Below are 22431 nucleotides of genomic sequence, written 5' to 3'. Positions count from 1 at the left end.
TGAGGCGACGCCAACCTCACTCTCCGGTCGTGGCTGCCGCCAGGGCCGTCAGCGCCGCCAGCAACGCCGTGTCGGCACCGTCAGGCGCAGAGGCCACCGCCGCGCGCACCCGTTGCGCCAAAGCGCTGTTGAAATCGGCCGCAATGTCGGCGCGCAGTGTGACCCGCCGGCCGGTCTTGTCCAGAAGCATGTCCGGCGCTACCCCTACCAAGTCCAATCGGGCGCCATCGGCGCGGTGAACGCGGGCGGTGGTGATCACCAACGCGCCCTGGTCGCCGGGCAGGGACCGCACGGTCTGGATCGTGCCCGCGCCCAGGGTTGCCGTGCCGATCAGCAAGGCACGGCCGTGGTCCTGCAGCGCGGCCGCCACGATCTCCGCGCCGGCGCCCGTGCGGTGATCGACGAGCACCACTACCGGAACCCCCTGCGGCACGAGGGGGGCGCGGGCGCGCAAGGTGCGCGCATTGTCAGGCGTGCGACCGCGCAAGCTGCCGATCTCGGATCCTTCGGGCAACACCATGCCGGCGACTTGTTCGGCTGCGTCGAGCAGCCCGCCGGCGTTGCCGCGCAGGTCCAGCACCAGTCCCGACAGCGGCGCTTCGGCATGCGCGGACGCTGCGTCGAGCGCATCTTTCAACTGGCGGCCCGTTCGGCTGTCGAAAGCGGAGATCCGGATCACCGCAAGCGCGCCATCCAGGTCCCAACGTACCGTGGGAGGCGCCTGTACGGGTCCGCGCACGGGCTGCGCCGTGATCGCGCTGGCCGAACCCGGCCGACGCAGTGTGAGCGTGACGCGGGTGCCTGCCGTGCCGCGCAGCAATGCGACGGCTTCTGGCAAGGGCAGGCCCGCGGTGGCACGGCCGTCCACGTGGGTCACGATGTCGCCGGCCTGGACGCCGGCGCGTTCGCCCGGGCTGCCGGGCAGGGGCCGCACGACGGTCAGGGCACCGTCCCGGATCGACAGCTCCAGGCCGACGGATGCCGGCGGGGCTGCCAGTTCAGCGCGCGTCGCGACGCGGCTGTAGGGGTCCAGACCCGCCATCATGCCGCGCAGGGCCGCGTCCAGCGCCATCTCGCGTGGTGAGCCGTCGTCAAAACGCAGGATCTCGCCGGTCAGGAGGCGGATCTGGGGTGTCATGCCTTCCGTCTGATGCCCGGTCAGGACGGCCTGTTCGATCGCGGCCTTGCGCGATGGATCTTCAGCGCCTGGCAGCGCCTTGAGCGCGCTCAGGCCGTTCACCACGAGTACTCGTGAATCGAGGGGATCGACGTACTGGTTTACAACCTGAGTCATGGCAGCCGCGAGCGTGGCTTCGATCTCCTGGCGCGTCATGGCGTCGGCAGACGCGTGCACGATGGTGCACGCCCACAGCAGGGCGCAAAGCGATTGTCGCAGCGCGCACCCGCGTCCGGCGAACGATGCCTGCTTTTTCGCGGGCGCCGGCCCCGCCCCGCTCGAAGGCGGCGATCGTAAGGGCGCACGGAGGAGGGCGGTCCGGAACGCTTCAGCCCAAAAGGCAAAGGAAAGTTTCGTCATCCTGCGGAATGCGCCGCTTGCGCGTCGGATTGTCCAGTGCGCTGATGTTAGCAGCCAGGAAATCATCGCCAATTTGCGGTGCGAGTGTCGGGTCCGGGCTTCCTGCGGATGGAGATCGCGCAGTCAGACAGTATGACAATCAATGCTACGCGTCGCCGCAGGCCTGGTCTCAAAGACGGTCGAGTTGATCTCGCGGGTGAAACTCGGCGTCGTCTTTGCCGTCCAGCATTGCATCCACCATGCGCTCGAATGCGCCAGCGGCATTCGCGAACGCATCGGAAGCCAGAAGCTCGGATCCGCCTATTCCGGCCAATCCAAGCGCAGCAACGGTCTCCCGTTCACCTTCCTCGCCCCAGATGTAATCGTGAACTACCGCAAGGCCTCGACCATCCGCCTCGAAAAAATCGGCCGCGCCACGCGCTACCGTCAGAAAAACAATGAGGTCGTAGAGATTTTCGGAATAGGTCAGCGACCCTGCAACGAAGTGCGTTTCCGAAGAATCGTAGGCCGCAACCTTGATGTTGTCGGCCTCGGCGGATTGCAGAATGGCCCGCAGCGCCGCGCGATTGTCCGAATGGCGAGCCAGCATGGCGTCGCATTCCGAAACAAGCTTGCCCAAATCCTGATCGCTGGAGGCAGCCAAATCCTTGCCTTCCGACAGATACCACTGCCCGCCAATGGTGCGCCAATCCGACCATCTTGATGCCGTCGGCACAGGGGCAGCGAGCCATCTGGCTAGATTCTCGCGGGGCATCTGGAATTTGAGAAAGGCGGAATATGGTTCGGACATGGCAGCTATCGATCCTCAGGTGCTCAGCAACTTTGCTTTTATCAAAATGGCGCTGCAAATTCTACGGTTGCGTCTTCAGCACGGCCTGCCGCAGGATGTCGTAGACCGACAGGCCCGGAAGCCTCGAGAAGAAGGTGTTCCTATCGGCAGAAGCTGTCCATGCAGACCACAGCGTCAGCACGGAAAGCTGGCCATGCTTCCATGCGACGAGCGCCTCGATGTCGCCCGCGCCGCGGCCCTTCTTGTCTTCGACGGAAAATCGGAAGGTGCGCGCGGCAAACCCCTGGTCCGCCAACGCACTACCCACCAAAGGAGCATGCGCACGACTGCTGATCAACTGATTTCCCTACTGATGAAGTCTTATTTAACAGGGCGCCCTTGGCGCCCTGTGCTTCGTAGACCGTGGCAGCACCCAACTAGCGCAAGGTGGCAGGCAGATCGGTCATGTCAGTCCACCTTCGCGCCAGTACGTTTCACCAGCGATTCCCAGTACGGTAGTTCTTTGGCTATAAAGCTCGCGAACTGTTCGGGCGTTACGGCCACGTCATCGGAGCCCATCTCGTCCAGGTTCTTGGCCAGCGTCGGACTCTTCAGCGCCTTGACCACCCCCAGGTTGAGGCGCTGGATCAGTGCCGCGGGTGTTTTTGCTGGAGCAAAGATTCCATACCAGTTGTCGATCACGAAATTGGCATGGCCCAGTTCTTTCATCGTCGGCACGTCGGGCAGGATCCTGGAACGGACTGTGCCAGTAGTGGCCAACGCGCGGATGCGGCCCGAGCTGAGCTGCGGGGCGATGGCTGTAGTGGTTTCAAACGCGATGGGCACCTGGCCTGCAATTACGTCGGCCAGCGCCGGCCCCTGTCCGCGATAGGGGATGTGGATCATGTCGAGCTTCATATCAAGTTTGAGCATTTCACCCATCAGGTGTTGCGGGCTGCCACTGCCACCCGATGCGAAATTGAATTCGCCGGGCTTGCTGCGAATCAGGGTGAACAGCTCATCGGCGGTCCTGGCAGGCACGGAGGCGTTGACGTAAAGCACCAGTGGGACTGCAGCCACTTCAGCGACCGGCGCCAAAGTGCTGACCGGGTCGTTGCGCAGTGTGTACAAGTTGCGGTTGATGACGACCCCGGTGTTGTTGCCCAAAAGCAGTGTGCAGCCGTCTGGCGCTGCCGTGGTGACGTACTGAGTTCCGATGTTGCTGCTTGCGCCACCCTTGTTCTCCACGATGACGTTGGTGCCCAGTTCTGCGGCCAGTCCCGGCGCGATCAGACGCGCCAGAATGTCGGTGGTGCCGCCCGGCGGGTAGGGTGAGATGATCTTCACCAGCTGGCAGGGATAAGGCTCCTGGGCCAAAGCTGGCGCGGCGATTGCGGCAGTGACCGCGCACAGGGCTCCTGCACTCAAAATGCGGATTATTGACATCATGTCTCCTTGGATTATGTAGTTGTTATCAGCGCAGAATCAGGTCGGATCGGTCGGTCTATCCGGAGAACGCTGCAGTTTGTGATAGCCGAACTGCCTGCGCGCTTCGGCCAGCGGCACGCCGTTCAACGCCGCTGCCAATATCTGGCTTTCCAGCGCGCGTGTTTCCAGCGCCTTATGGAGCACTTCCCGTATGCGCGCCTGCGGCACCACCACCACTCCATCGGCATCGCCAATCACAAGATCTTTCGGACACACGCGCACGTCACCCAGTGCGACGGGCTCCTCGTAAGCCTGTACCTGCACCCGATCCTTGCCGGTGCGCATGAAGGCGCCTCGGGCATATAGCGGATAGCCAGCATCGTCGGCTTCAGCTGTGTCGCGGCATACCCCGTGCACGACCGTACCGGCAATGTTTTTTTTCGCAGCCAAGCGGCTGAGAATGCCGCCCCACACAGTGCAGTCCATCCGGCCGCCATTGTCCAAGACGGCTACGGTGCCGGGGACGAGCCGGTCGATGAAGTCGCCCACTGTCCCAGGCTGGGCGTCGTCGATTGGCGCGAATCGGACCGTATAGGCATGTCCGAACAGCCTGTCCGGCCCGGCGACCGGCCGTATGCCCAGGACACAACCAGCCAGCTTGTAGTAGTCGAGGGCGTCGGATACCTCGGCAGTGGAAAGGCCGCGGGCAAGACTCAGCCATTCGGGCTCGTTCAAATCAGGCATCAACAGGGTCTCCAAGTTTGGCGCGTGAATGGGGGCTTTCAATCTGGGTGCTTTCAATCCCATGTTCAGCTAAAGAAATGTAGAGAGCAATCAAGCATTTTTGAGCGTAAGATCAATTTCCATGAACCTAAAACCCCTGCAGTTCTTTTGCGAAGTGGTCGAAACCCGCAATGCCAACTTGGCGGCCCAGCGGTTGCACGTCGTGCCTACGGCGGTCAGCATGCAGCTGGCACAGTTGGAAGCCCGGTTGGGAGCGAAGGTGTTCGACCGTTCGAAACGGCCCATGACGCTTACGCCGCTGGGCAGTTTCATCTATCCCAAAGCCAAGGCGCTGCTGGCCGACGCCCAACGTCTGTTCGACGAGGCGCAGGACATGGCCTCGGGCCATTTTGGTTGGTTGAGTATTGGCTTCACGCGTTCGACCATTTTTTCGGTGCTGCCCGATGCTGTACGCAAGATGAAGGCTGACCTACCCAAGGTGCGAATCGATCTAACCGAAATCCTCAGCGAGCACCAGGGCGAGGCCCTGCGCAGCGGGCTTATCCATGTGGGCCTGTCGCGCACCATCGGGCGGTGCATCGAGGAGGAGGACCTGGACTACTTTCCGCTGTTCGAGGACGCGCTGGTTGCGGCCGTGCCGTGTACGGATGCGGTTGCCAAGCGCAAGCGACTCACGCCCAATGACCTGGCCGACATGGCCTTCATCAGCTATCCAAAGGATCCGGGTAGTAGCTTCGCCCGCTCGACCATCGAGGCGTTGGAACAAGCGGGAGCCAAGGTCCGTGTGGGATACGAGGCGAAAGAAATCCACACCGCGCTGGGTCTGGTGGCGGCCGGCCTGGGCTTTGCCTTGGTTGGAAGGTCGGTTGCCGACCACAGCCGCAGCGATATCCTGTTCTTGCCCGTCCAGGGGCTGACGGCCAGGGCACAGGTATATGCGGTGCGCGCCAAAGGCGTCTCACATCAATTGGTTGACGGCTTCATGAAGATCGTCGCGGCGCAGTCGGGCGCGCGATGATTTGGTAAATTGTGTCGCGAAGAAACGATTAAGACCGCGAACTCCCATTCCCCCGCCCCAGGTTTGAGCGCACGGAATAAAGTTCGCTTTTTTTTTGACGGGCGAGCTCGCAAAATTTGTACCAGCCAAGTTCGCATTTTTTTGCAAGGGACGCAGGACAAGGATGGATTTATACGAAAGTTCGCCTTTTCTTGGGCAAGTAGCAAATCGGTGCGCTTCTTGGCGCGAGTGGGTTCCAAGCCACCGTGCCGGGAATGTGTCTTAGGGCCAAACCGTGATGCAAATTTAACCCGCGACGCCACTGATATAGCCTTCGTTATACCTCCTGAAAACCGCCTCGGGGGCCGTAGGGTCCAGCTAGATTGCGCGGGGTTTTCGGCTCGGGCCGGCGCGGTTCGAGCCTCTTCAGGTTCAGAAGCCGTAGGCACGTCGGGCAGTTCAGACGAACCAATTTTCGTCTTTTAACCAATGTGCACCGCAGGGAAGGCACGTGAGCTGACAGGCCGACTCTGTCACCAACATGCGTCCGTTCGGAATGAACGGCGCCGAGCCGAGAGGAGTCTTGGCCATTCAGAAAGCCTAGAAAAGGGCCAAGAAGCGGTGGCAGGGATATCCACCTTGGCAAGCCCCGTGGAGAAGCACGGACATCTTGATCCCAAGGCGCATGAACTGATCGCGCTGGCCGTCGCAGTTACCACGCGTTGCGACGGTCGATGAGATATCGGAGGCGCTTTTGGTGGGGATGGGTGCGGGTAGTCTGCAGTTGCCGGAATTTATGAAAAGGCGAACTTCAGTGAAATAGGCGGACTATATTCCCCCGCCCCAGGTTTCCCCTAATCAAATTCCCCTTGCGGAAAATCAATGCTCTATAGGACACTTTGTGTCATAGCGCCGCGATGGCGCATACAAGGGGAATGGCATGAAGGTCTTGGGCATGGTGGCAGCGTTGGCGATGACGGCGGGATTGGCGGGGCACGCGCAGGCGGCGTTTCCGGAGCGGCCGATCCGGCTGGTGGTGCCGTTTGGCGCCGACGGCATCACGGATATCGTGGCGCGGCAGGTGGGCAAGGGAATGGGGGACGTGTTGGGGCAGGGGATCGTCATCGAGAACCGGCCGGGTGCGGGGGGTGTGATCGCGGCGCAGGTGGCGGCGACGGCGCCGGCCGATGGATACCCAATATTCATGGGGACGGTGGGCACGCAGGTGGTTAACCCGTTGATCTACGCCAAGCTCAGCTATGACGCGGACAAGTTTGCGCCGGTGGGCATGGTGTCCGGGTCGCCCTATTTGCTGGCCGTGCGTTCGGGTTTGCCCGGCGCGTCGTTCGCCGAGTTCGTCAAGTATGCCAAGGCCAATCCCGCCAAGCTGAATTTCGGCTCGGCCGGCAACGCCAGTTCACCGCATCTGGGCCTGGAACTCTTGAAGCTGACTGCGGGCGTGGACATCGTGCATGTGCCGTTCAAGAGCGGCAGCGAGGCCGTGAATGCAGCGATCGGCGAGCAGGTGGATGTGGTGATGGACGCCAGTCCGGTCATCATGCCGCACGTCGCGTCGGGCAAGTTGCGGGCGCTGGCGGTGGCGTCGGACAAGCGGCTGCCGTCTGCGCCCGCAGTGCCAACCAGCGTCGAGGCGGGCGATGCGGGCCTGCAGATCAGTTCGTGGAATGCGTTCTTTGCACCCGCCGGCACGCCGCCGGACGTGGTGGCTGCGTTGAGCGCGGCCTTGCAAAAGACGCTGGCCTTGCCCGACTTGAAGGAACGGCTGGCGGCGCAGGGCACGCAGCTCTACACGGGCACGCCCGAGGAATATCAGCGCTTCATCGGCGGCGAAAAGACCAAGTGGGCCGAGATCGTGAAGCGCGCCAATATCAAGATGGATTAGGAAACACGCATATGGAAAGGAGCTACGCATGAATACCGGGGCGTCCCACCCGCTGGCGGGCAAGCCGCTGGAACTGGCCGATACGCTGCGGTCGGGCAACGCGTGGAAGATCCGCTTGGCCTGCGGGCTGATGGGTCTGCCACTCAAGCGGCGCACGTTCGACATCGTTCAGGGCGACCTGGAGACCGAGGCGTTCGCGCGCATCAATCCGTGGCGGCAGGTGCCGGCGCTGTTGACGCCGGAAGGGCAGTGGCTGGCGGAGTCGCAGGCGATCCTGTGGTATCTGGGCATGGGCACGTCGTGGCTGCCCGAAGACCGGCTGGCGCAGGCGCAGGTGTCGAGCTGGTTGAGTTTTGAGCAGACCCAGCACATGCACGCGTTCGCGCAGCCGCGCCTCTTAATCCACCTGCGGCAGACCGCCAAGACGGACGATCCTGACATGGTGGCGTGGCGCGCGGCGGGCATGAAGGCCGCCGCGCTGATGGACGGCCACCTCGCGGGCCGCGAGTTTCTGGTGGGCGCCTCGCCCACCATCGCGGACATCGCGTTGTACCCCTACACGAGCATGGCGGGCGAGGGCGGTTACGACCTGTCCGGCTTTGCGAACCTCACTGCCTGGCTGGCTCGCATGCGCGCCTTGCCGGGATTTACGCCGTTGATGGAAACGGCATGACGGAGACATGATGGCCGATACGATGCACCTGGGAAAGGACGAACTGATCGCGCGCGCACAGGCCGAGATGCAGCGCCAGTTCGACACCCCGCAATGGACCTTGCGCGAGCGGCTGGCGCTGACCTGCCGCATCCTCTTTGACGGCGGGCATGATTCGGGCCTGGCGGGCCAGATCACGGCGCGCGCCGATGCGCCCGACCGCTATTTCACGCAGCGTTTGGGGTTGGGCTTCGACGAGATCACGGCCAGCAACCTGCTGCTGGTGGACGAAGACCTGCGCGTGCAGGAAGGCGGCGGCATGCCCAATCCGGCGAACCGCTTTCACTCGTGGATCTACCGCGCGCGGCCGGACGTGAACTGCATCATCCACACGCATCCGCTGCACGTGGCGTCGTTGTCGATGCTTGAGATTCCGCTTGAGGTCTCGCACATGGACAACTGCCCGCTCTACGGCGACGTGGCGTTCCTGAAGGACTGGCCGGGCGTGCCGGTGGGCAACGAGGAAGGCGAGATCATTTCCAAGGCGCTGGGTTCCAAGCGCGCCATCCTGTTGTCGCATCACGGCATGCTGATTGCGGCCGGGTCGGTGGAAGAAGCCTGCGTGCTGGCGCTGCAGTTCGAGCGCGCCGCGCGCATGCAGCTGCTGGCGATGGCCGCGGGCAAGATCCAGCCGATTCCGCCGGAACTGGGCCGCGAGGCGCACGACTGGATTCTGACGCCCAAGCGGTCGCAGGTGGGGTTCTCGTACTACGCGCGCCGCGCCCTGCGGGCGCACCCTGATGTGCTGAGCTAGGCGAAGCAGGGCGGGGCGGCTCGACGGCGGCGGGCTTTTGGGGCATTCTTGCCGGTTGTATTTGCGCCTTCCCCGCCCATGATCGACCTGCCGCACCGCCTACGCACCCTGCGCCGCCAGCAAACCCTGTCTCTGGAACAGCTGGCGCAGCGCACAGGATTGACCAAAAGCTATCTCTCCAAGTTGGAGCGGGGCCTGAGCGAGCCGTCGATTTCCACGGTGCTGCGCCTGGCCGAGGCCTATGGCGTGGGCGTGTCCCAACTGGTCGGGGACGACGGCGCCGCGCAAGACGAAGTGGTCAGCGTGGTGCGCGTGGCCGACCGGGAGGCCCTGCAGCGGCGCGGCCTGGGCAGCGAGTACCATTACGAGTCGCTGGCGGGGCGGCGCAAGGTCAAGGCGATGGAGCCCTTCGTGGTGCATCCGCCGCGCGAATTTCCGGACGCCGCCGCGGTGTTTCCGCATCCGGGCGAGGAATTCCTGCTGGTGCTCAAGGGCGCCATCGAGGTCCACGTGGGCGAACGCCAGTTCCGCCTGGAAACCGGCGATTCCGTCTATTTCGACTCTGAATTGCCCCACCGCATGCGCACCGTCAGCCGGGCCATGGCCGAGGTGCTGGTGGTGGCGGCGCACTGAACGCCCGGGGCCGGCGCACTGACTCGCTATTGAAAGACACAGGATCAACCATGAAAAACGATCAATCGCGGCTTGTCCGCATCGATGCCGGCCCGATGAAGAACCCGGTGCCCGGCAAGCCGCGCCGCCCGATTTCGGGCGATGCCGCGTTTCGTACCGTGACCGCCTTTGAAGGCAACGCGGGCAAGGCCGAGGCGGGCGTGTGGGAAAGCACGGCGGGCTCGTTCCAGTCCAACACCACCGGCTACATCGAATTCGGCTATATCGTCGAAGGCGCCGCGCGTCTGGTGGACCCGGACGGCACGGTGCACGAGCTGACCGTGGGCGAAGCCTTTGTCATGCCCGAAGGCTACACGGGCCGCTGGGAAGTCGACAACTTCGTCAAGAAGATCTATTTCATCACCCGCATGGGCTGACCCGCTCGGCTACACCCCGATCACACCCCGGAGCAATCCTCATGACCGCAATTCCCGCTGCCCCCATGCCGGGCGCAGCGCTGCCCGCCCGCACCGCGCAGGTGGATGTCGTCTCGATCCAGTCCCAGGTCGTCTACGGCTATGTCGGCAACAACGCCGCCATGCCAGTGTTCCGCAAGGCGGGACTGCGCGCGATTGCGCTGCCCACCGTCATCCTCAGCAATACGCCGCACTATCCCACGCTGCACGGCGGGGCGGTGCCGCTGGACTGGTTCGAAGGCTTGCTGCAAGGATTGGTTGAACGTCGCGTGAGCCAGGTGGCGCGCGCGGTGGTCTGCGGATATCTGGGGCAGCCGGGGCAGGCCGGATTGCTGGCGCGATGGCTGTCGTCTGTGCGTGCGTCACGGCCCGAGCTGCGGGTGTTCATCGACCCGGTCATGGGCGACCGCAATGACGGGCTCTACGTGGACGAAGGGCTGGTCGCGCAGTATCGCGATTTGCTGGTGCCGCTGGCCGAGGGCATGACGCCCAATCATTTTGAGCTGGAATTGCTGGTGGGCCGCGCGCTGTCGTCGGTCGACGAAGTGGTGACCGCGGCCCGCGAGTTGATCGCGCGCGGGCCTCAGTGGATCGTCGCGACCAGCGCCGCGCCGATGACGGCGGCGCCGGGCACGTTGCAATTGGTGGTGGTCACGCAGGACGACGTCACGGTGGTGACTCACCCCGAGATCGCCATTCCGCCGTCGGTACATGGCACGGGCGACGTGTTCATGGCGGGCGTGTCGTCGCGATTGCTGAACGGCGTGACGCTGGTTCAGGCGGTACGCGAAGCGGCGGCCCAGGTCACGGTGACGCTGCAGCGCACCCGCGAACTGGGCTGGGAAGAACTGGCCGCCGAGGGCTAACCGCAGGCGGGGCCCGCCCCGCCTGGCGCGCCTTCAGTACGTCTTGTACGGCAGGAACTTGCCGCTCATCACGATCTGCACGCGGTCGCCCTTGGGGTCGGCCTCGCGCGACAGATCCATCTTGAAGTCGATGGCGCTCATGATGCCGTCGCCAAACTCTTCGTTGATCAGCGCCTTGAACGTGGTGCCGTAGACGTTGATCAGTTCATAGAAGCGGTAGATCAGCGGATCGGTGGGCACGGTGCTGGGCAGCGAGCCCTTGTAGGGCACGACCTGCAGCTGCACGACGGCGTCAGCGGGCAGATCCAGCACGCGGGCGGCGGCCTGCGCCTGTTCCTCGGTCATGGTCATCTGGCCCAGCAGCGCGGCGGTGGTCCATTCCTTGCTCTGGCCGACGGCTTCGGCGATGGCGCCCCACGAGAGCTTTTTTTGGAGCTTGCGGGTGACGACGAGTTCGGTGACTTCAGCGCGGGACATCATGGTGGTTCACTCCTTGTGGATGGCCTTGTCGACCAGGAAGTCGACGAGATGGTTTCGGATGTCGTAATAGCGGGGTTCGTGATGCAGGCTGGCGCGCGTGCGGTCGCGCGGCAGGTCCACGGTGACGGATTCGGCGATGCGGGCGTAGGGCCCTGCGCTCATGAGCAGGATGCGGTCCGACAGCAGGATGGCCTCGTCGACGTCGTGCGTGATCATGAAGACGGTCTGGCGGGTTTCCTGGACGATGGCGCGCAGCTCGTCCTGGATAGCGCCGCGGGTCAGCGCGTCCAGCGCGCCAAAGGGCTCGTCCAGCAGCAGCATCTTGGGCTGGATCGCAAAGGCGCGGGCGATGCCCACGCGCTGCTTCATGCCGCCGGACAGTTCGCAGGGCTTTTTGCCGGCGGCGTGGCCCAGCCCGACCATGTCGAGGTAACGCTGGCTGTGCGCGCGCACCTGTTCGCGGCTGTAGGCCGGCCAGCGCGAACGCACGCCGAATTCCACATTTTGCAGCGCCGTCAACCACGGCAAGAGCGCGTGCGCCTGAAATACGACGCCGCGTTCCAGCGACGGCCCCGAAATCTGGCGGCCGTCCATGATGACGATGCCTTCGTTGCTGTCGTCGATGCCGGCCAGCACGTTCAGGATGGTGGTCTTGCCGCAGCCGGAGTGGCCGATGACGCAGACGAACTGGCCCTTGTCGATCTGGAAATCGATGTTCTCGAAAACGGGCGGTTGCGGACGGCCATCGCGCCCCGGGTAGCGCTTGCCCAGCCCTTGGACCTGCAGGAAAGATTGGCTCATGCGCGTTACTCCCGATAGCTCACCAGCCGCGCGGCGCGCGCCAGCAGGTTGTCCAGCAGCATGCCGATCAGGCCAATGAAGACGATGGCGCAGATGATGTTGGAGATGGACAGGTTGTTCCATTCGTTCCAGACGAAGTAGCCGATGCCCGTGCCGCCGATCAGCATTTCGGCGGCGACAATCACCAGCCACGCGATGCCGACCGAGATGCGCATGCCGGTCATGATGGTGGGCGCGGCGGCGGGCAGGATTACCTGCAGCGCGGTGCGCAACCGGGAGACTTCCAGCGTGCGCGCCACGTTCAGCCAGTCCTGCCGCACGGCGCCCACGCCGAACGCGGTGTTCACCAGCATGGGCCACAGCGAGCAGATGAAGATCACGAAGACGGCGGAGGTGTTGGCGTCCTTGATGGTGTAGAGCGCCAGCGGCATCCACGCCAAGGGCGAGATCGGCTTGAGCACCTGGATGAAGGGATCGAACGCGCGGTAAACCGTGCGGGACATGCCGATCAGGAATCCGAGCGGGATGGCCACCAGCGCTGCCAGGCCGAAGCCCGTCAGCACCCGCGCCACGGAGTAGCCCAGCTGGATGCCGATGCCCTTGTCGTTCGGTCCGCGGTCGTAGAAGGGATCCTTCAGGTGCTGCCATAGCTGCGCGCCGACCTCGGCGGGACCGGGGAACGGCGTCTTGGACCCGCTGGCCGCGGCGTTGCCGACCAGCGCGGCGTAGGCCGGGTCCACCGTCGCCTCGCCCGCATCGGGGCGGGTGGCGGCGTGCCAGAGCAGCAGGAACGCCAGGAACAGGGCGATCGACAGGAACGTGGCCCGCCAGTGTTGCACGGACCCCATCAGGTCCTCCGGATCTTGAAGCTGGCGAGGTAGGCCTCGGGCTGGCTGGGATCGAAGGGCTTGCCCATGACGCTGAAGGTCTTGCCGGTTTCGGCGGGCGGGGTGAGGCCGGCTTCGCGCATCAGGCGCACGGCGTCGGTCGCCAGGAAGACGTCGCTTGCGACCTTCTGATAATCGACGTCGCCCTTGACCTGGCCCCAGCGCTTCATCTGCGTCAGGATCCAGACGGCGAACGACTGCCAGGGCATGGGGTCGAAGTCGATGCGGTTGGGATCAGTGAGCACCTTGCCCAGGCCGTCGGCGTAGGTGCCGGTCAGCACCTGCTCGACCACCGTGACGGGCTGGTTCAGGTAGTTGGGCGCGGCGATGGCGGTGGCGATTTCCTTGCGGTTGGCCGGATTGCGGGCATAGGCGGTGGCCTCGATGATGGCTTTCAGCAGGGCCTGATAGGTGTTGGGCATGGTGGTGACGAACTCCTTGCTGGCGGAGAACGCGCAGCAGGGGTGGCCGTCCCAGATGGCCTTGGACAAGGTGTGGATGAAGCCCACGCCGTCGTACACGGCGCGCTGGTTGACGGGATCGGGCGCCAGGAATCCGTCGATGTTGTCGGCGCGCAGGTTGGCCACCATTTCGGGCGGCGGCACGGAGCGGATCTGCACGTCGGTGTCGGGATCCAGGCCGTGTTCGGCCAGGTAGTAGCGCAACAGATAGTTGTGCATGGAGTAGTCGAAGGGGACGGCGAACTTGAAGCCCTTCCAGTCCTTCGGGTCGCGGCGGTCCTTGTGCTTCATGGACAGCGTGATGGCCTGGCCGTTGATGTTCTCGACGGCCGGCATGGTCCACGGCACGGCGCGGCTGGCGCCCACGCCCATCGAGATGGCGAGCGGCATGGGCGACAGCATGTGGGCGGCGTCATACTCGCCGGACATGGCCTTGTCGCGGATGAGCGCCCAGCCGGCGGTCTTGACGACTTCGACGTCCAGCCCCTGTTTGCCGTAAAAGCCCATGGGGTGCGCCATGATGATGGGCGTGGCGCAGGTGATGGGGATGAAGCCGACCTTGAGCTTCTGTTTTTCCAGCGGGCCGGCGGTCTGCGCGAAGGCTTCCTTGGCGGCGGCAAGCGGGAAGATCGACGCGATGGCGGCCATGGCGGTGCCGCTGCCGACGGCGCGCAGGAAGCGGCGGCGCAGCGCATCCTGCGGGAACAGGGCGCGCATGACGGCCTGTTCGACGGCGCTGCCGGCGGCATCGCCCTGCGAGATTGCCTGCGTGGCGCGCTCGTGTTCGGCCTGCGAGGCGTGGCGTCCGCAGCCGCATGCCAGGCGGCTGTTGGCGTCAAATGGGTTGCTGAAAAGGGACATGGTGGCTCCTTCGGTCGGGAATGGAGCCATCATGGGGCTGGCCGTCTGCGGCCGGTATCGCCGGTTCAACGATACGCGTGTAGGGGCCTTACTACGTGGTGCGCGGGCTGCGCCGGGATAGTGCGGCAGGCGGTCAGATCGCACCCAACTGGTGCGTGTTGGCGTAGGCGACCAATTCCACCAGCGTGCGGACGTTGAGCTTTTCGAAGATGCGGCTGCGGTAGGTGGAGATGGTGTTGACGGACAGGGCAAGCTGTTCGCCGATGGCCGAGACGGAGCGGCCGGCCACCAGCAGCTGCAACACCTGGAATTCGCGGTTGGACAGCAGTTCGTGGGGCGGGCGGGAGCTGTCCTGGCGGACGGTGTGGGCGAGCAGTTCGGCGACAGTGGGCGTGACGTACATCTTGCCCGCGGCGGCGTTGGTCAGGGCGGCAAGCAGTTCTTCGGGCTCGCAGCCTTTGTTCAGATACGCATGGGCGCCGGCGCGCAGTGCGCGGACGGCGAACTGGGATTCGGGGTAGACGGAGAGCATGACGACGCCCAATCCCGGATGATCGGCGCGCACGCATTTCAGTACATCCAGCCCGTCGCGCTCGCCAAGGGCAACGTCCAGGACGATGGCGTCGTAGTGGGCCTGGCGCAGGGCGCGCAGGGCGGCGGGGCCGTCGGCGGCTTCGTGGACAAGGGCGACGCGCGGATCTTCTTCCAGGATGCGGGCGAGGCCGCGGCGGATGATGAGGTGGTCGTCGACGATAAGCAGGTTCAGGGGCATGGCGCGGTTTCCTTCAAGCAGCCAGCGGGTTCAGGCGCAGGCGGGCGCGCATGCCGGCGCCGGGGGCGCTGTCGAGTGCAAGATCGCCGCCAATGGCGCGGGCACGCTCGCGCATGCCAAGGATGCCGAAGGTGTGGCGGTCTTCGGGCAGTTGCATGCCGACGCCGTCGTCTTCGACGGTGAGCACCAGGCCGTCGGCGCCCCAGACGGCGCTGACGCTGACGCTGCGGGCGCGGGCATGCCGCTGCACGTTGGTGAGCAGTTCCTGGACGATGCGGTAGATGGCGATTTCGGCGTTGCGGTCCAGGCGCAGGCTTTCGGTGTCGGGCGGGCAAAGGTAGCGGCACTGCAGGCCGCTGCGGGTCTGCAGGTCCTGCAGCAGGGCTTCAAGGGCGGCCCAGAGGCCAAGGTGGTCGAGGACGACGGGGCGCAGGTCGTTGAGGATGCGGCGGGTGGCGCCCATGGCGGTCTGGGTGACTTCGAGCATGCGGTCAAGGTGCGCCTGGAGGTCGGGCGCGGCGCTGAGCTGGCGGCGCAGCCAGTTCAGGTCGAGCTGCAGGGCGGTGAATGAGGCGCCCAGATCGTCATGGATGTTGCGGGCGATGTGGGCGCGTTCCTCTTCGCGCAGGGTGCTCAGGTGCGAGGACAGGCGGCGCAGGGATTCGTGGGCGGCGCTGAGTTCGGCGGTGCGTTCGCCGACGCGGCGTTCTAGCAACGCTTGGGTGCTTTGGAGTTCGCGCTCGATCTGTTTGCGGGCGGTGATGTCTGAGAAAGTGACGACGGCGCCGACGACTTCCTGGTCGTTGCGGATGGGGTATGAGGCGTACTGAGCGTCAAAGCAGGTACCGTCGCGGCGCCAGAGCACTTCGTCGTCGGCGCGTTCGCCGCGGCCGTCGCGGAAGGCTTTGAAGATGCGGCAGTCGTGGACGGGCATGAGGGTGCGGTTGGCGTGGGAGTGATGGATGAGGTAGTGCATGTTGCGGCCTACCAGTTCATCGGGGGTGTAGCCGAGCATGTCGGCGCCGGCGCTGTTGATGAAGATGCAGCGGCCGCGCAGGTCGATGCCGTAGATGCCTTCGCCGGCGGATTCGAGCAGCATTTCAAGCTGGCGGCGCCAGGCGGCGTGGTGCGAGAGGTGCTTAAGGTCGGCGAACATGAATGGCTTTGCTTGTGCTTTATCTGTCCGGGGCTAGCGGCCCGGATCCCCTTGGTGCGCGGTGTTTTTGGGTGCGCTTTGGGGCGGAGTTTACGGGACGGGGTTGGAGTTTCGGGGGGATTGAGGGAAATCCCTTTGTTGGATTCTTTGTTGGTTTCTTTGGTGGTTTCTTTCGGTGGTTGTTTCGGTGGTTGTTTCGGTGTTCTTGCGGCGGCTGGGGCGGGTTTGGTGCGGGTTCTTGAGACGCCCTGCACGGCGGCGGCCTGGGTGCGCGGGGCTACGATTGCGGTCCGGAGCCTTCGCTCCGGACTTCCCCGTCGTCATCGTCGTTGTCGCCTTCGGCGACTGCCTTCCGATTCCCTCGGGCGCATCTACACGCCCCGCGCACCCGGGCCGCCGCCGCGCCGGGCTGCGTCGTAAAAGGTCGGGCGGCCGTTGGGGAGGGTGGCTTGCTTGACCTTTTTCTACAGGTCTGTTCGGGTTCGGAAGATCTTGCGGGGCTGCCAGATGTCGGCCGCGCGGGCGGCCTTATCTGGCGTTCGGGTGCCTTGCGTCGGCGTTCTATACCAAGGTGTCTGACACCCGTTGAATTGCCGTCACGGGCTGACGCCCCTCTCTCCAGGGTGTCTGACACCGTCCCGCCAATAGAGGTAGCCCCCCCAATCGCGCGCGCAAAGCAAATCGCCGGCATTTCAAGCCGGCGATTTTCATTCAACGATTCCGTGCCGCGTTAAGGCCTTACGGAATCAGCGACAGGCCCACGCGGAACTGGCTTTCGTTGCGCTGGTTGTAGCCAAGCAGCGTTTCGCCGTAGCCGTTGAAGTACTGCAGGTGCAGGTAGCCGTTCCAGTTCAGGAACGTGCGTTGCAGCGGCCAGGCGAAGTCCAGTTGGGTGGTGCGGCGGCGTTGGTCGCCCTGGCGGTACATGGCGGTGACGACCGCGCCGTTGTCCTGGGCCCAGCGCAGTTGCCAGTCGACGTGGCCGGCGTAGGCGGAGTAGTCGCTGTTTTCGTTGGCGACGGCGAAGTAGGCCTTGACCTTGGGGGCGAAGGTGAGGGTGCTGCCGCCGTCGAAGCGGTAGTGGAAGCGCGGTTCGATGTAGCCGTCGTTCAGGGAGCGCGAGTCGTCGCCGTCCTTGCCGTTGGAGGCATGTTCGACGCCGACGTTCATGCCGATGCGCCAGTTCTGGTTGTCGGATTTCCAGACGTCGTCGGAGAGCCAGAAGACGCTGGGGTTGAAGGTGGTGTCGATGAAAGGCTTGGAGTCGCTTTCCAGGTCCCAGAGCGAGGTCTGGGTGTAGCCCAGGTAGAAGTCGTCGTGCCAGGTGTCTGCGCTGCCGCGCGGGCTGATGAGGCGGTATTTGGCGCTGATCTGGAAGCGGGCGGTGGTCAGGCCCCGGGTGCCGACGGCGAAGTAGACGGGTTTGTAGGCCGAAAAGGCGCTGCGGAATTTGTCGAAGGCGGCCTGTTCGACGGTCTGTTCGACGGCGGCGGCGGGGGCGGGGCCGGCTTCGGGCGAGGCGCCTGCCGCGGCGACGGCGGCGGGCGGGACGGGCTGGCCGCTGCGGGCGTCGACGACGGGGGTTTGGGCGGGCGTGGTGGCCAGGGTGCCGCTATCGCGGCCGGTGGCGTCCAGCGCCATCATGGACGGTTGGCCTTCGATGGAGACGGCTTGCAGGCCGCGCGCGGTGGCGGGCACTTCGGCGGTCCAGGACATGCGGGCGAAGTTGTTGACGGGCACGCTGTAGTTGTCGCGGCCGCTTTTCAGTTTGGCCAGGCTGCGCACGATCTGGCCGTTGGGGCTGCGCCACTGGAGGACGAGTTCAGGCGGGGCCTGCCAGTCCACGCGCGAGCCCCCTTCGTTGAAGAACACGGCCTCGATGGTGACGGTTTCGCCGGGCGCCGCAGAGGGGCGGTCCAGCCGGTAAGACACGCCTGCCGCGGCGGAGCCGGCCGCGCTCAGGGCCAGGATGGCGGCGGCGAGGCGGGTAGTGGGAGAGCGATGAAAGGGACGGCTGGAGGTCATTGAGGACGTGTATGGTTTTTGTGATGAGGCAATGTAGCACCGTCCCCGGCAACAGTTTGTAAGTCAGGCTAATTGGTTGTATGGGCTGTAAGCAATGCGAAAACCCCGCGCATTGTCGACAATGCGCGGGGCTTGGAGAAAGGTGTTGGGCGAAGGCGCTGCGCGGCGGATCCGGCAGGCCTTGCGGCAGGGTGATCGGCGGTTATTCGCCGAATTTGATGCCTTGGGCCAGCGGCAGGTTGCGCGAGTAGTTGATGGTGTTGGTGGCGCGGCGCATGTAGTTGCGCCAGGCGTCTGAACCGGACTCGCGGCCGCCGCCGGTTTCCTTTTCGCCGCCGAAGGCGCCGCCGATTTCGGCGCCGGAGGTGCCGATGTTGACGTTGGCGATGCCGCAGTCGGAGCCGGCGGCCGACAGGAAGGTTTCGGCTTCGCGCAGGTCGTTGGTGAAGATGGCGGACGACAGGCCTTGCGGCACGCCGTTCTGCATGGCGAGCGCGTCGTTGAAGTCCTTGTAGCGCATCACGTAGAGGATGGGGGCGAAGGTTTCGTGGCAGACGACGTCGGTCTGGCCGGGCATTTCGGCGATGGCGGGGCGCACGTACCAGGCGTCAGGGTATTGGTCGGCCAGCACGCGTTCACCGCCGGTGACCTTGCCGCCTTGTTCGCGTGCGGCGGTCAGGGCTGCCTGCATGGCGTCGAAGGAGGCGCGGTCGATCAGGGGGCCGACCAGGTTGCCGCTGTCGAGGGGGTTGCCGATGGGGGCGCTGGCATAGGCCTTGTGCAGGCGCTGGACCAGTTCGTCGGCGATGCTTTCGTGAACGATGAGGCGGCGGGTGGTGGTGCAGCGCTGGCCAGCGGTGCCGATGGCGCCGAAGACGATGCCGCGCGCGGCCATGTCCAGGTCGGCGGTGGGGCCGACGATGATGGCGTTGTTGCCGCCCAGTTCCAGCAGGACGCGGCCGAAGCGCTGCGCGACGCGCGGTCCGACCTGGCGGCCCATGCGGGTGGAGCCGGTGGCGGACACCAGGGCCACGGTGTGCGAGTCGACCAAGGTCTCGCCGACTTCGCGGCCGCCGATCAGGACTTCGGACAGGCCGGCGGGGGCGTCGCCAAAGCGTTGCACGGCTTGCGCGAAGAGGGCCTGGCAGGCGAGGGCCGTGAGCGGCGTCTTTTCCGACGGCTTCCAGACGACGGCGTTGCCGCAAACCATCGCCAGCGCGGCGTTCCAGGACCAGACGGCGACGGGGAAGTTGAAGGCGCTGATGACGCCGACGACACCGAGCGGATGCCACGTTTCCATCATGCGGTGGCCGGGACGCTCGGACGCGATGGTCAGGCCGTAGAGCTGGCGCGACAGGCCGACGGCGAAGTCGCAGATGTCGATCATTTCCTGCACTTCGCCTTCGCCTTCGGCAACGATCTTGCCGGCTTCCAGGCTGACCAGGCGGCCGAGCTCCTGCTTGTGCTGGCGCAGGGTCTCACCGAACAGGCGGATCAGCTCGCCGCGGCGGGGGGCGGGGACGTCGCGCCATGCCAGGCTGGCTTGGCGGGCGCGGGTGATGGCGGCGTGGGCCTGGGCCACCGTGTGCTCATGCACCTGCGCCAGCTCGGCGCCGTCGATCGGGCTGCGGGCGATCAGGGTGCCGCCGGTGAGCGCATTGGAATTGAGTCCGAGATTGCGCAGGATGTCTTGAGGAGTGTCCATGCCGGTTCCTTCGATGCCTTGCGAAGTCAGCGTCTTCGCTTAAGGGTTATGCCTAAGTGGCGATTCTGGAAAAAAATTTACTATACGAAACTATGACGTGAAATGCGAAATATTTTTGAGGTGCACTGCACCTGAAGGTGAATTCGTGGCCGAACCCTTGCTCGTAGTTCAGGCAGTCAGAAAGACCTATCAGCGCGACGGGCATCCCCCGCATCTGGCGCTGGATGGCATCGATTGCCAGCTCGAACGCGGCGAGGTGATGGTGGTGGTGGGGCCGTCCGGCTCGGGCAAGAGCACCTTGCTGCGCACCTTGAACGGCCTGGAAAGCATCGACAGCGGCAGCATCCGCGTGAACGGCGTGTCGCTCACGGACCCGGCCACGGACGTCAACCGCTGGCGCACCGACGTGGGCATGGTGTTCCAGCACTTCAACCTGTTCCAGCACCGTACTGCGCTCGACAACGTGGCGCTACCCCAGCGCGTCGTGCGCGGGCGCAGCCGCGCCGATGCCGAGCGCTACGCCCGCGAGCTGCTGGGCCGCGTCGGCATGGCGGAATTTGGCGATCGCTATCCCAGCCAGCTGTCCGGGGGCCAGCAGCAGCGTGTGGCCATTGCACGCGCGCTGGCGATGGACCCGCAACTGATGCTGTTCGACGAAGCCACGTCGGCGCTCGATCCCGAGACGGTGGGCGGCATTCTTGAATTGATGCGCGCACTGGCGCGCGACGGCATGACGATGGCGGTTGTGACGCACGAAATGGGGTTTGCCCGCGACGTGGGCGACCGCGCGCTCTTCATGGATGCCGGCCGCATCGTGGAGATGGGCACGCCCGACGAAGTGTTCGGCCACCCCAAAGAGGCGCGCACCCGCGCTTTCCTGGAAAAGATTCTGTAGTCCCGCCGGTCCGGCTTATCCGGGCGCTGCCGGCGCGATGTGCCTTGCCCGGAACGATATGGGTCCAATCACCAAAGGGGTTAGAAATGCTGAAGATCAAACAATGGCTGGGCGTGGCCAGCGTCGCCCTGGCGGCCGCCACCGTGGCCCTGCCGGCACAGGCGGACGAACTTTCCGACATCATCAAGCGCGGCGAACTGCGCGTGGCGGTGCAGACATCCGGGCCGCTCATGAGCTTCATGGACAAGTCGGGCAAGCGCACGGGGCTGGCAGTGGAAGTGGCCAAGCGCATGGCGGACGACCTGGGCGTGAAGCTGGTGCTGCAGGATTATGAATGGAAGGGCCTGTTGCCCGCGCTGCTGTCGGGCAAGGCCGACATGGTGGCCGCGGACATGACACCCACGCCGCAGCGCGCCGCGCAGGTGCTGTTCTCGCTGCCCATGTTCTACGCCGACACCGTCGCCGTGGTGCCCAAGGATTCCCCGTACAAGAACTTTGCCGAACTGAACAAGTCCGGCGTCACCGTCGGCGCGCTGGGCGCCAGCACCTATGCCGAAGTCGGCAAGAAGATGCTGCCCTCGGCCACGCTGAAGGAGTTCTCGGGCGGCAGCGCTCCGGTCGGCCAGGCGCTGTCCAGCGGCCGGCTGGACGCGGGGATCATGTCGCTGTCCACCGCCAACCAGTTCCTCGTGGACTTCGGCAACCTGCGCGTGCTGGAAGGCGTCATGGTGCGCGAGCCGCTGGCGTTCGCCGTCGGCCCCAACGCCTTCCGTCTGAAGTTCTGGCTGGACAACTGGCAGACGCTGAAGACCGCCGACAACTCGCTGCCGGAGCTTGTGCAGTACTGGTACTCGACCGATTGGAAGAAAGACCACTGATCGGAGACGGGACCGCCCATGGACTGGCTGATCGATTTCTATAACTGGCGCATCGTCAGCCAGTACACGGGCCAATTCGCCGAAGGCCTGGTCAATACGCTGATCGCGGCGGGCGCAAGCCTGGTGCTGTCGGTGCTGGCCGGGGTGCCGCTGGCGCTTGCCCATATGTCGTCGCGCGGCGCGGTGTGGCGCCCGGTGGCGGCCTATGTGCAATTCGTGCGCTCCACGCCGCTGCTCGTGCAGATCTACCTGGTCTATTACGCGGTGCCGTACCTGGTGCCCGGCGCCAAGGGCTGGAGCGAGATGGTGCTGGGCATCATCGCCATGACCGTGCACCACGCGGCCTACATGAGCGAAATCATCCGCGTCGGCATCGAGTCCGTGCCGCGCGGCCAGATCGAAGGGGCCAAGGCCTGCGGCATGAACTACCACCAGCGTCTGCGTTATGTGGTGCTGCCGCAAGCCTTCGCCAATACGTTGCCGCCGCTGCTGGGCCAGACCGCCGTGCTGATCAAGGACACCTCGCTGCTGTCGCTGATCACGGTGTTTGAACTGGTGGCCGCCGGCGTGCAGATGAACAGCGAACGCATCGTGCCCAACGAAGCCTTCCTGACCATCGCCGCAGGCTATCTGCTGATCTACTGCGTCATGCTGCTGCTGTCCAAGGGCGTAAGCCTGTGGCTGGCCGGCCCGGCCTGGAACGCGAGGTAAC

Annotated in this window: 23 protein-coding genes and 1 pseudogene; 11 read left to right on the top strand and 13 right to left on the bottom strand. The window is 64.9% G+C overall.

The features are described 5' to 3' along the window. Positions 1-16: 16 nt before the first annotated feature. The 5 genes from KVT32_RS18415 to KVT32_RS18395 all read right to left on the bottom strand — a co-directional run bounded on the left by KVT32_RS18415 (position 17) and on the right by KVT32_RS18395 (position 4478). On the bottom strand, positions 17-1354 hold the full coding sequence (locus KVT32_RS18415) for a S41 family peptidase (RefSeq protein ID WP_217618640.1): 1338 nt from the start codon (positions 1352-1354) through the stop codon (positions 17-19). Positions 1355-1706: 352 nt separating this feature from the next. Continuing rightward, entirely contained in the window at positions 1707-2327 is a 621-nt protein-coding gene (locus tag KVT32_RS18410) for a hypothetical protein (protein WP_217618639.1), read from the bottom strand. A 61-nt stretch (positions 2328-2388) separates the two neighbouring features. Beyond that, on the bottom strand, positions 2389-2664 hold the full coding sequence (locus tag KVT32_RS18405) for a hypothetical protein (RefSeq protein ID WP_217618638.1): 276 nt from the start codon (positions 2662-2664) through the stop codon (positions 2389-2391). 110 nt (positions 2665-2774) lie between these two features. Continuing rightward, positions 2775-3755 carry a tripartite tricarboxylate transporter substrate binding protein gene (locus KVT32_RS18400; RefSeq protein WP_254636927.1) on the bottom strand — a complete coding sequence of 327 codons (981 nt, stop codon included), beginning with the start codon at positions 3753-3755 and terminating at the stop codon, positions 2775-2777. 36 nt (positions 3756-3791) lie between these two features. Beyond that, the gene (locus KVT32_RS18395) at positions 3792-4478 is read right to left on the bottom strand and encodes an RraA family protein (protein WP_152385089.1); all 687 of its coding nucleotides are present in this window, start codon (positions 4476-4478) and stop codon (positions 3792-3794) included. Positions 4479-4599: 121 nt separating this feature from the next. Between KVT32_RS18395 and KVT32_RS18390 the strand changes: the two genes are divergently transcribed. From KVT32_RS18390 to pdxK, 8 genes and pseudogenes are all read left to right on the top strand, one after another. Beyond that, entirely contained in the window at positions 4600-5496 is an 897-nt protein-coding gene (locus KVT32_RS18390) for a LysR family transcriptional regulator (RefSeq protein WP_152385088.1), read from the top strand. 636 nt (positions 5497-6132) lie between these two features. Then, a pseudogene (locus KVT32_RS32140) lies at positions 6133-6207 on the top strand (carboxymuconolactone decarboxylase family protein); the annotation flags it as partial. A gap of 208 nt (positions 6208-6415) precedes the next feature. Continuing rightward, positions 6416-7378 (top strand): tripartite tricarboxylate transporter substrate binding protein, encoded by a 963-nt coding sequence (locus tag KVT32_RS18385; RefSeq protein ID WP_217618637.1) that lies wholly within the window; start codon positions 6416-6418, stop codon positions 7376-7378. A 28-nt stretch (positions 7379-7406) separates the two neighbouring features. Beyond that, complete coding sequence (locus tag KVT32_RS18380; RefSeq protein ID WP_152385086.1) at positions 7407-8051, top strand: glutathione S-transferase family protein; 645 nt, start codon at positions 7407-7409, stop codon at positions 8049-8051. 10 nt (positions 8052-8061) lie between these two features. Then, entirely contained in the window at positions 8062-8844 is a 783-nt protein-coding gene (locus KVT32_RS18375) for an aldolase (protein ID WP_062842292.1), read from the top strand. Between the two features lie 78 nt (positions 8845-8922). Continuing rightward, a complete protein-coding gene (locus KVT32_RS18370; protein ID WP_056323110.1) occupies positions 8923-9477 on the top strand; it encodes a helix-turn-helix domain-containing protein in 555 nt (184 codons plus the stop codon). A gap of 50 nt (positions 9478-9527) precedes the next feature. After that, positions 9528-9893, top strand: coding sequence for a cupin domain-containing protein (locus tag KVT32_RS18365; RefSeq protein ID WP_217618636.1), 366 nt, complete (start codon positions 9528-9530; stop codon positions 9891-9893). Positions 9894-9934: 41 nt separating this feature from the next. Further along, positions 9935-10798 (top strand): pyridoxine/pyridoxal/pyridoxamine kinase, encoded by an 864-nt coding sequence (gene pdxK / locus KVT32_RS18360; RefSeq protein ID WP_217618635.1) that lies wholly within the window; start codon positions 9935-9937, stop codon positions 10796-10798. Positions 10799-10831: 33 nt separating this feature from the next. On the opposite strand, the gene cynS is transcribed toward pdxK, so the two are convergent. The 8 genes from cynS to KVT32_RS18320 form a co-directional block, all read right to left on the bottom strand. Continuing rightward, complete coding sequence (gene cynS / locus KVT32_RS18355) at positions 10832-11275, bottom strand: cyanase (RefSeq protein ID WP_217618672.1); 444 nt, start codon at positions 11273-11275, stop codon at positions 10832-10834. 9 nt (positions 11276-11284) lie between these two features. Further along, a complete protein-coding gene (locus KVT32_RS18350; protein WP_063954410.1) occupies positions 11285-12079 on the bottom strand; it encodes an ABC transporter ATP-binding protein in 795 nt (264 codons plus the stop codon). A 5-nt stretch (positions 12080-12084) separates the two neighbouring features. After that, positions 12085-12927 carry a nitrate ABC transporter permease gene (ntrB, locus tag KVT32_RS18345; protein ID WP_056323123.1) on the bottom strand — a complete coding sequence of 281 codons (843 nt, stop codon included), beginning with the start codon at positions 12925-12927 and terminating at the stop codon, positions 12085-12087. Then, positions 12927-14288: a CmpA/NrtA family ABC transporter substrate-binding protein gene (locus KVT32_RS18340; RefSeq protein ID WP_063954406.1), complete on the bottom strand. Its 1362-nt coding sequence runs from the start codon at positions 14286-14288 to the stop codon at positions 12927-12929. The genes ntrB and KVT32_RS18340 overlap by 1 nt, the downstream gene beginning before the upstream one ends. Before the next feature lie 133 nt (positions 14289-14421). Further along, positions 14422-15060: a response regulator transcription factor gene (locus tag KVT32_RS18335; RefSeq protein ID WP_217618634.1), complete on the bottom strand. Its 639-nt coding sequence runs from the start codon at positions 15058-15060 to the stop codon at positions 14422-14424. 13 nt (positions 15061-15073) lie between these two features. Next, positions 15074-16216, bottom strand: coding sequence for a PAS domain-containing sensor histidine kinase (locus KVT32_RS18330; RefSeq protein ID WP_142054100.1), 1143 nt, complete (start codon positions 16214-16216; stop codon positions 15074-15076). A 738-nt stretch (positions 16217-16954) separates the two neighbouring features. Next, the gene (locus KVT32_RS18325; protein ID WP_152385083.1) at positions 16955-18241 is read right to left on the bottom strand and encodes a phospholipase A; all 1287 of its coding nucleotides are present in this window, start codon (positions 18239-18241) and stop codon (positions 16955-16957) included. Between the two features lie 202 nt (positions 18242-18443). Next, complete coding sequence (locus tag KVT32_RS18320) at positions 18444-19946, bottom strand: aldehyde dehydrogenase family protein (protein WP_152385082.1); 1503 nt, start codon at positions 19944-19946, stop codon at positions 18444-18446. 145 nt (positions 19947-20091) lie between these two features. On the opposite strand from KVT32_RS18320, the gene KVT32_RS18315 reads away from it, so the two are divergent. The 3 genes from KVT32_RS18315 to KVT32_RS18305 all read left to right on the top strand — a co-directional run bounded on the left by KVT32_RS18315 (position 20092) and on the right by KVT32_RS18305 (position 22430). Continuing rightward, a complete protein-coding gene (locus tag KVT32_RS18315) occupies positions 20092-20841 on the top strand; it encodes an amino acid ABC transporter ATP-binding protein (protein ID WP_056323137.1) in 750 nt (249 codons plus the stop codon). An 86-nt stretch (positions 20842-20927) separates the two neighbouring features. After that, positions 20928-21719 carry an ABC transporter substrate-binding protein gene (locus KVT32_RS18310; protein WP_062842199.1) on the top strand — a complete coding sequence of 264 codons (792 nt, stop codon included), beginning with the start codon at positions 20928-20930 and terminating at the stop codon, positions 21717-21719. An 18-nt stretch (positions 21720-21737) separates the two neighbouring features. After that, positions 21738-22430 (top strand): amino acid ABC transporter permease, encoded by a 693-nt coding sequence (locus tag KVT32_RS18305; RefSeq protein WP_217618633.1) that lies wholly within the window; start codon positions 21738-21740, stop codon positions 22428-22430. Position 22431 lies beyond the last annotated feature (1 nt).

Source organism: Achromobacter sp. GbtcB20 (assembly GCF_019091095.1).
GTDB classification, from domain to species: Bacteria; Pseudomonadota; Gammaproteobacteria; order Burkholderiales; family Burkholderiaceae_B; genus Achromobacter; species Achromobacter mucicolens.
The sequence above is the reverse complement of the archived record's forward strand: the minus strand, read 5'-3'. Positions and strand labels throughout refer to the sequence as shown.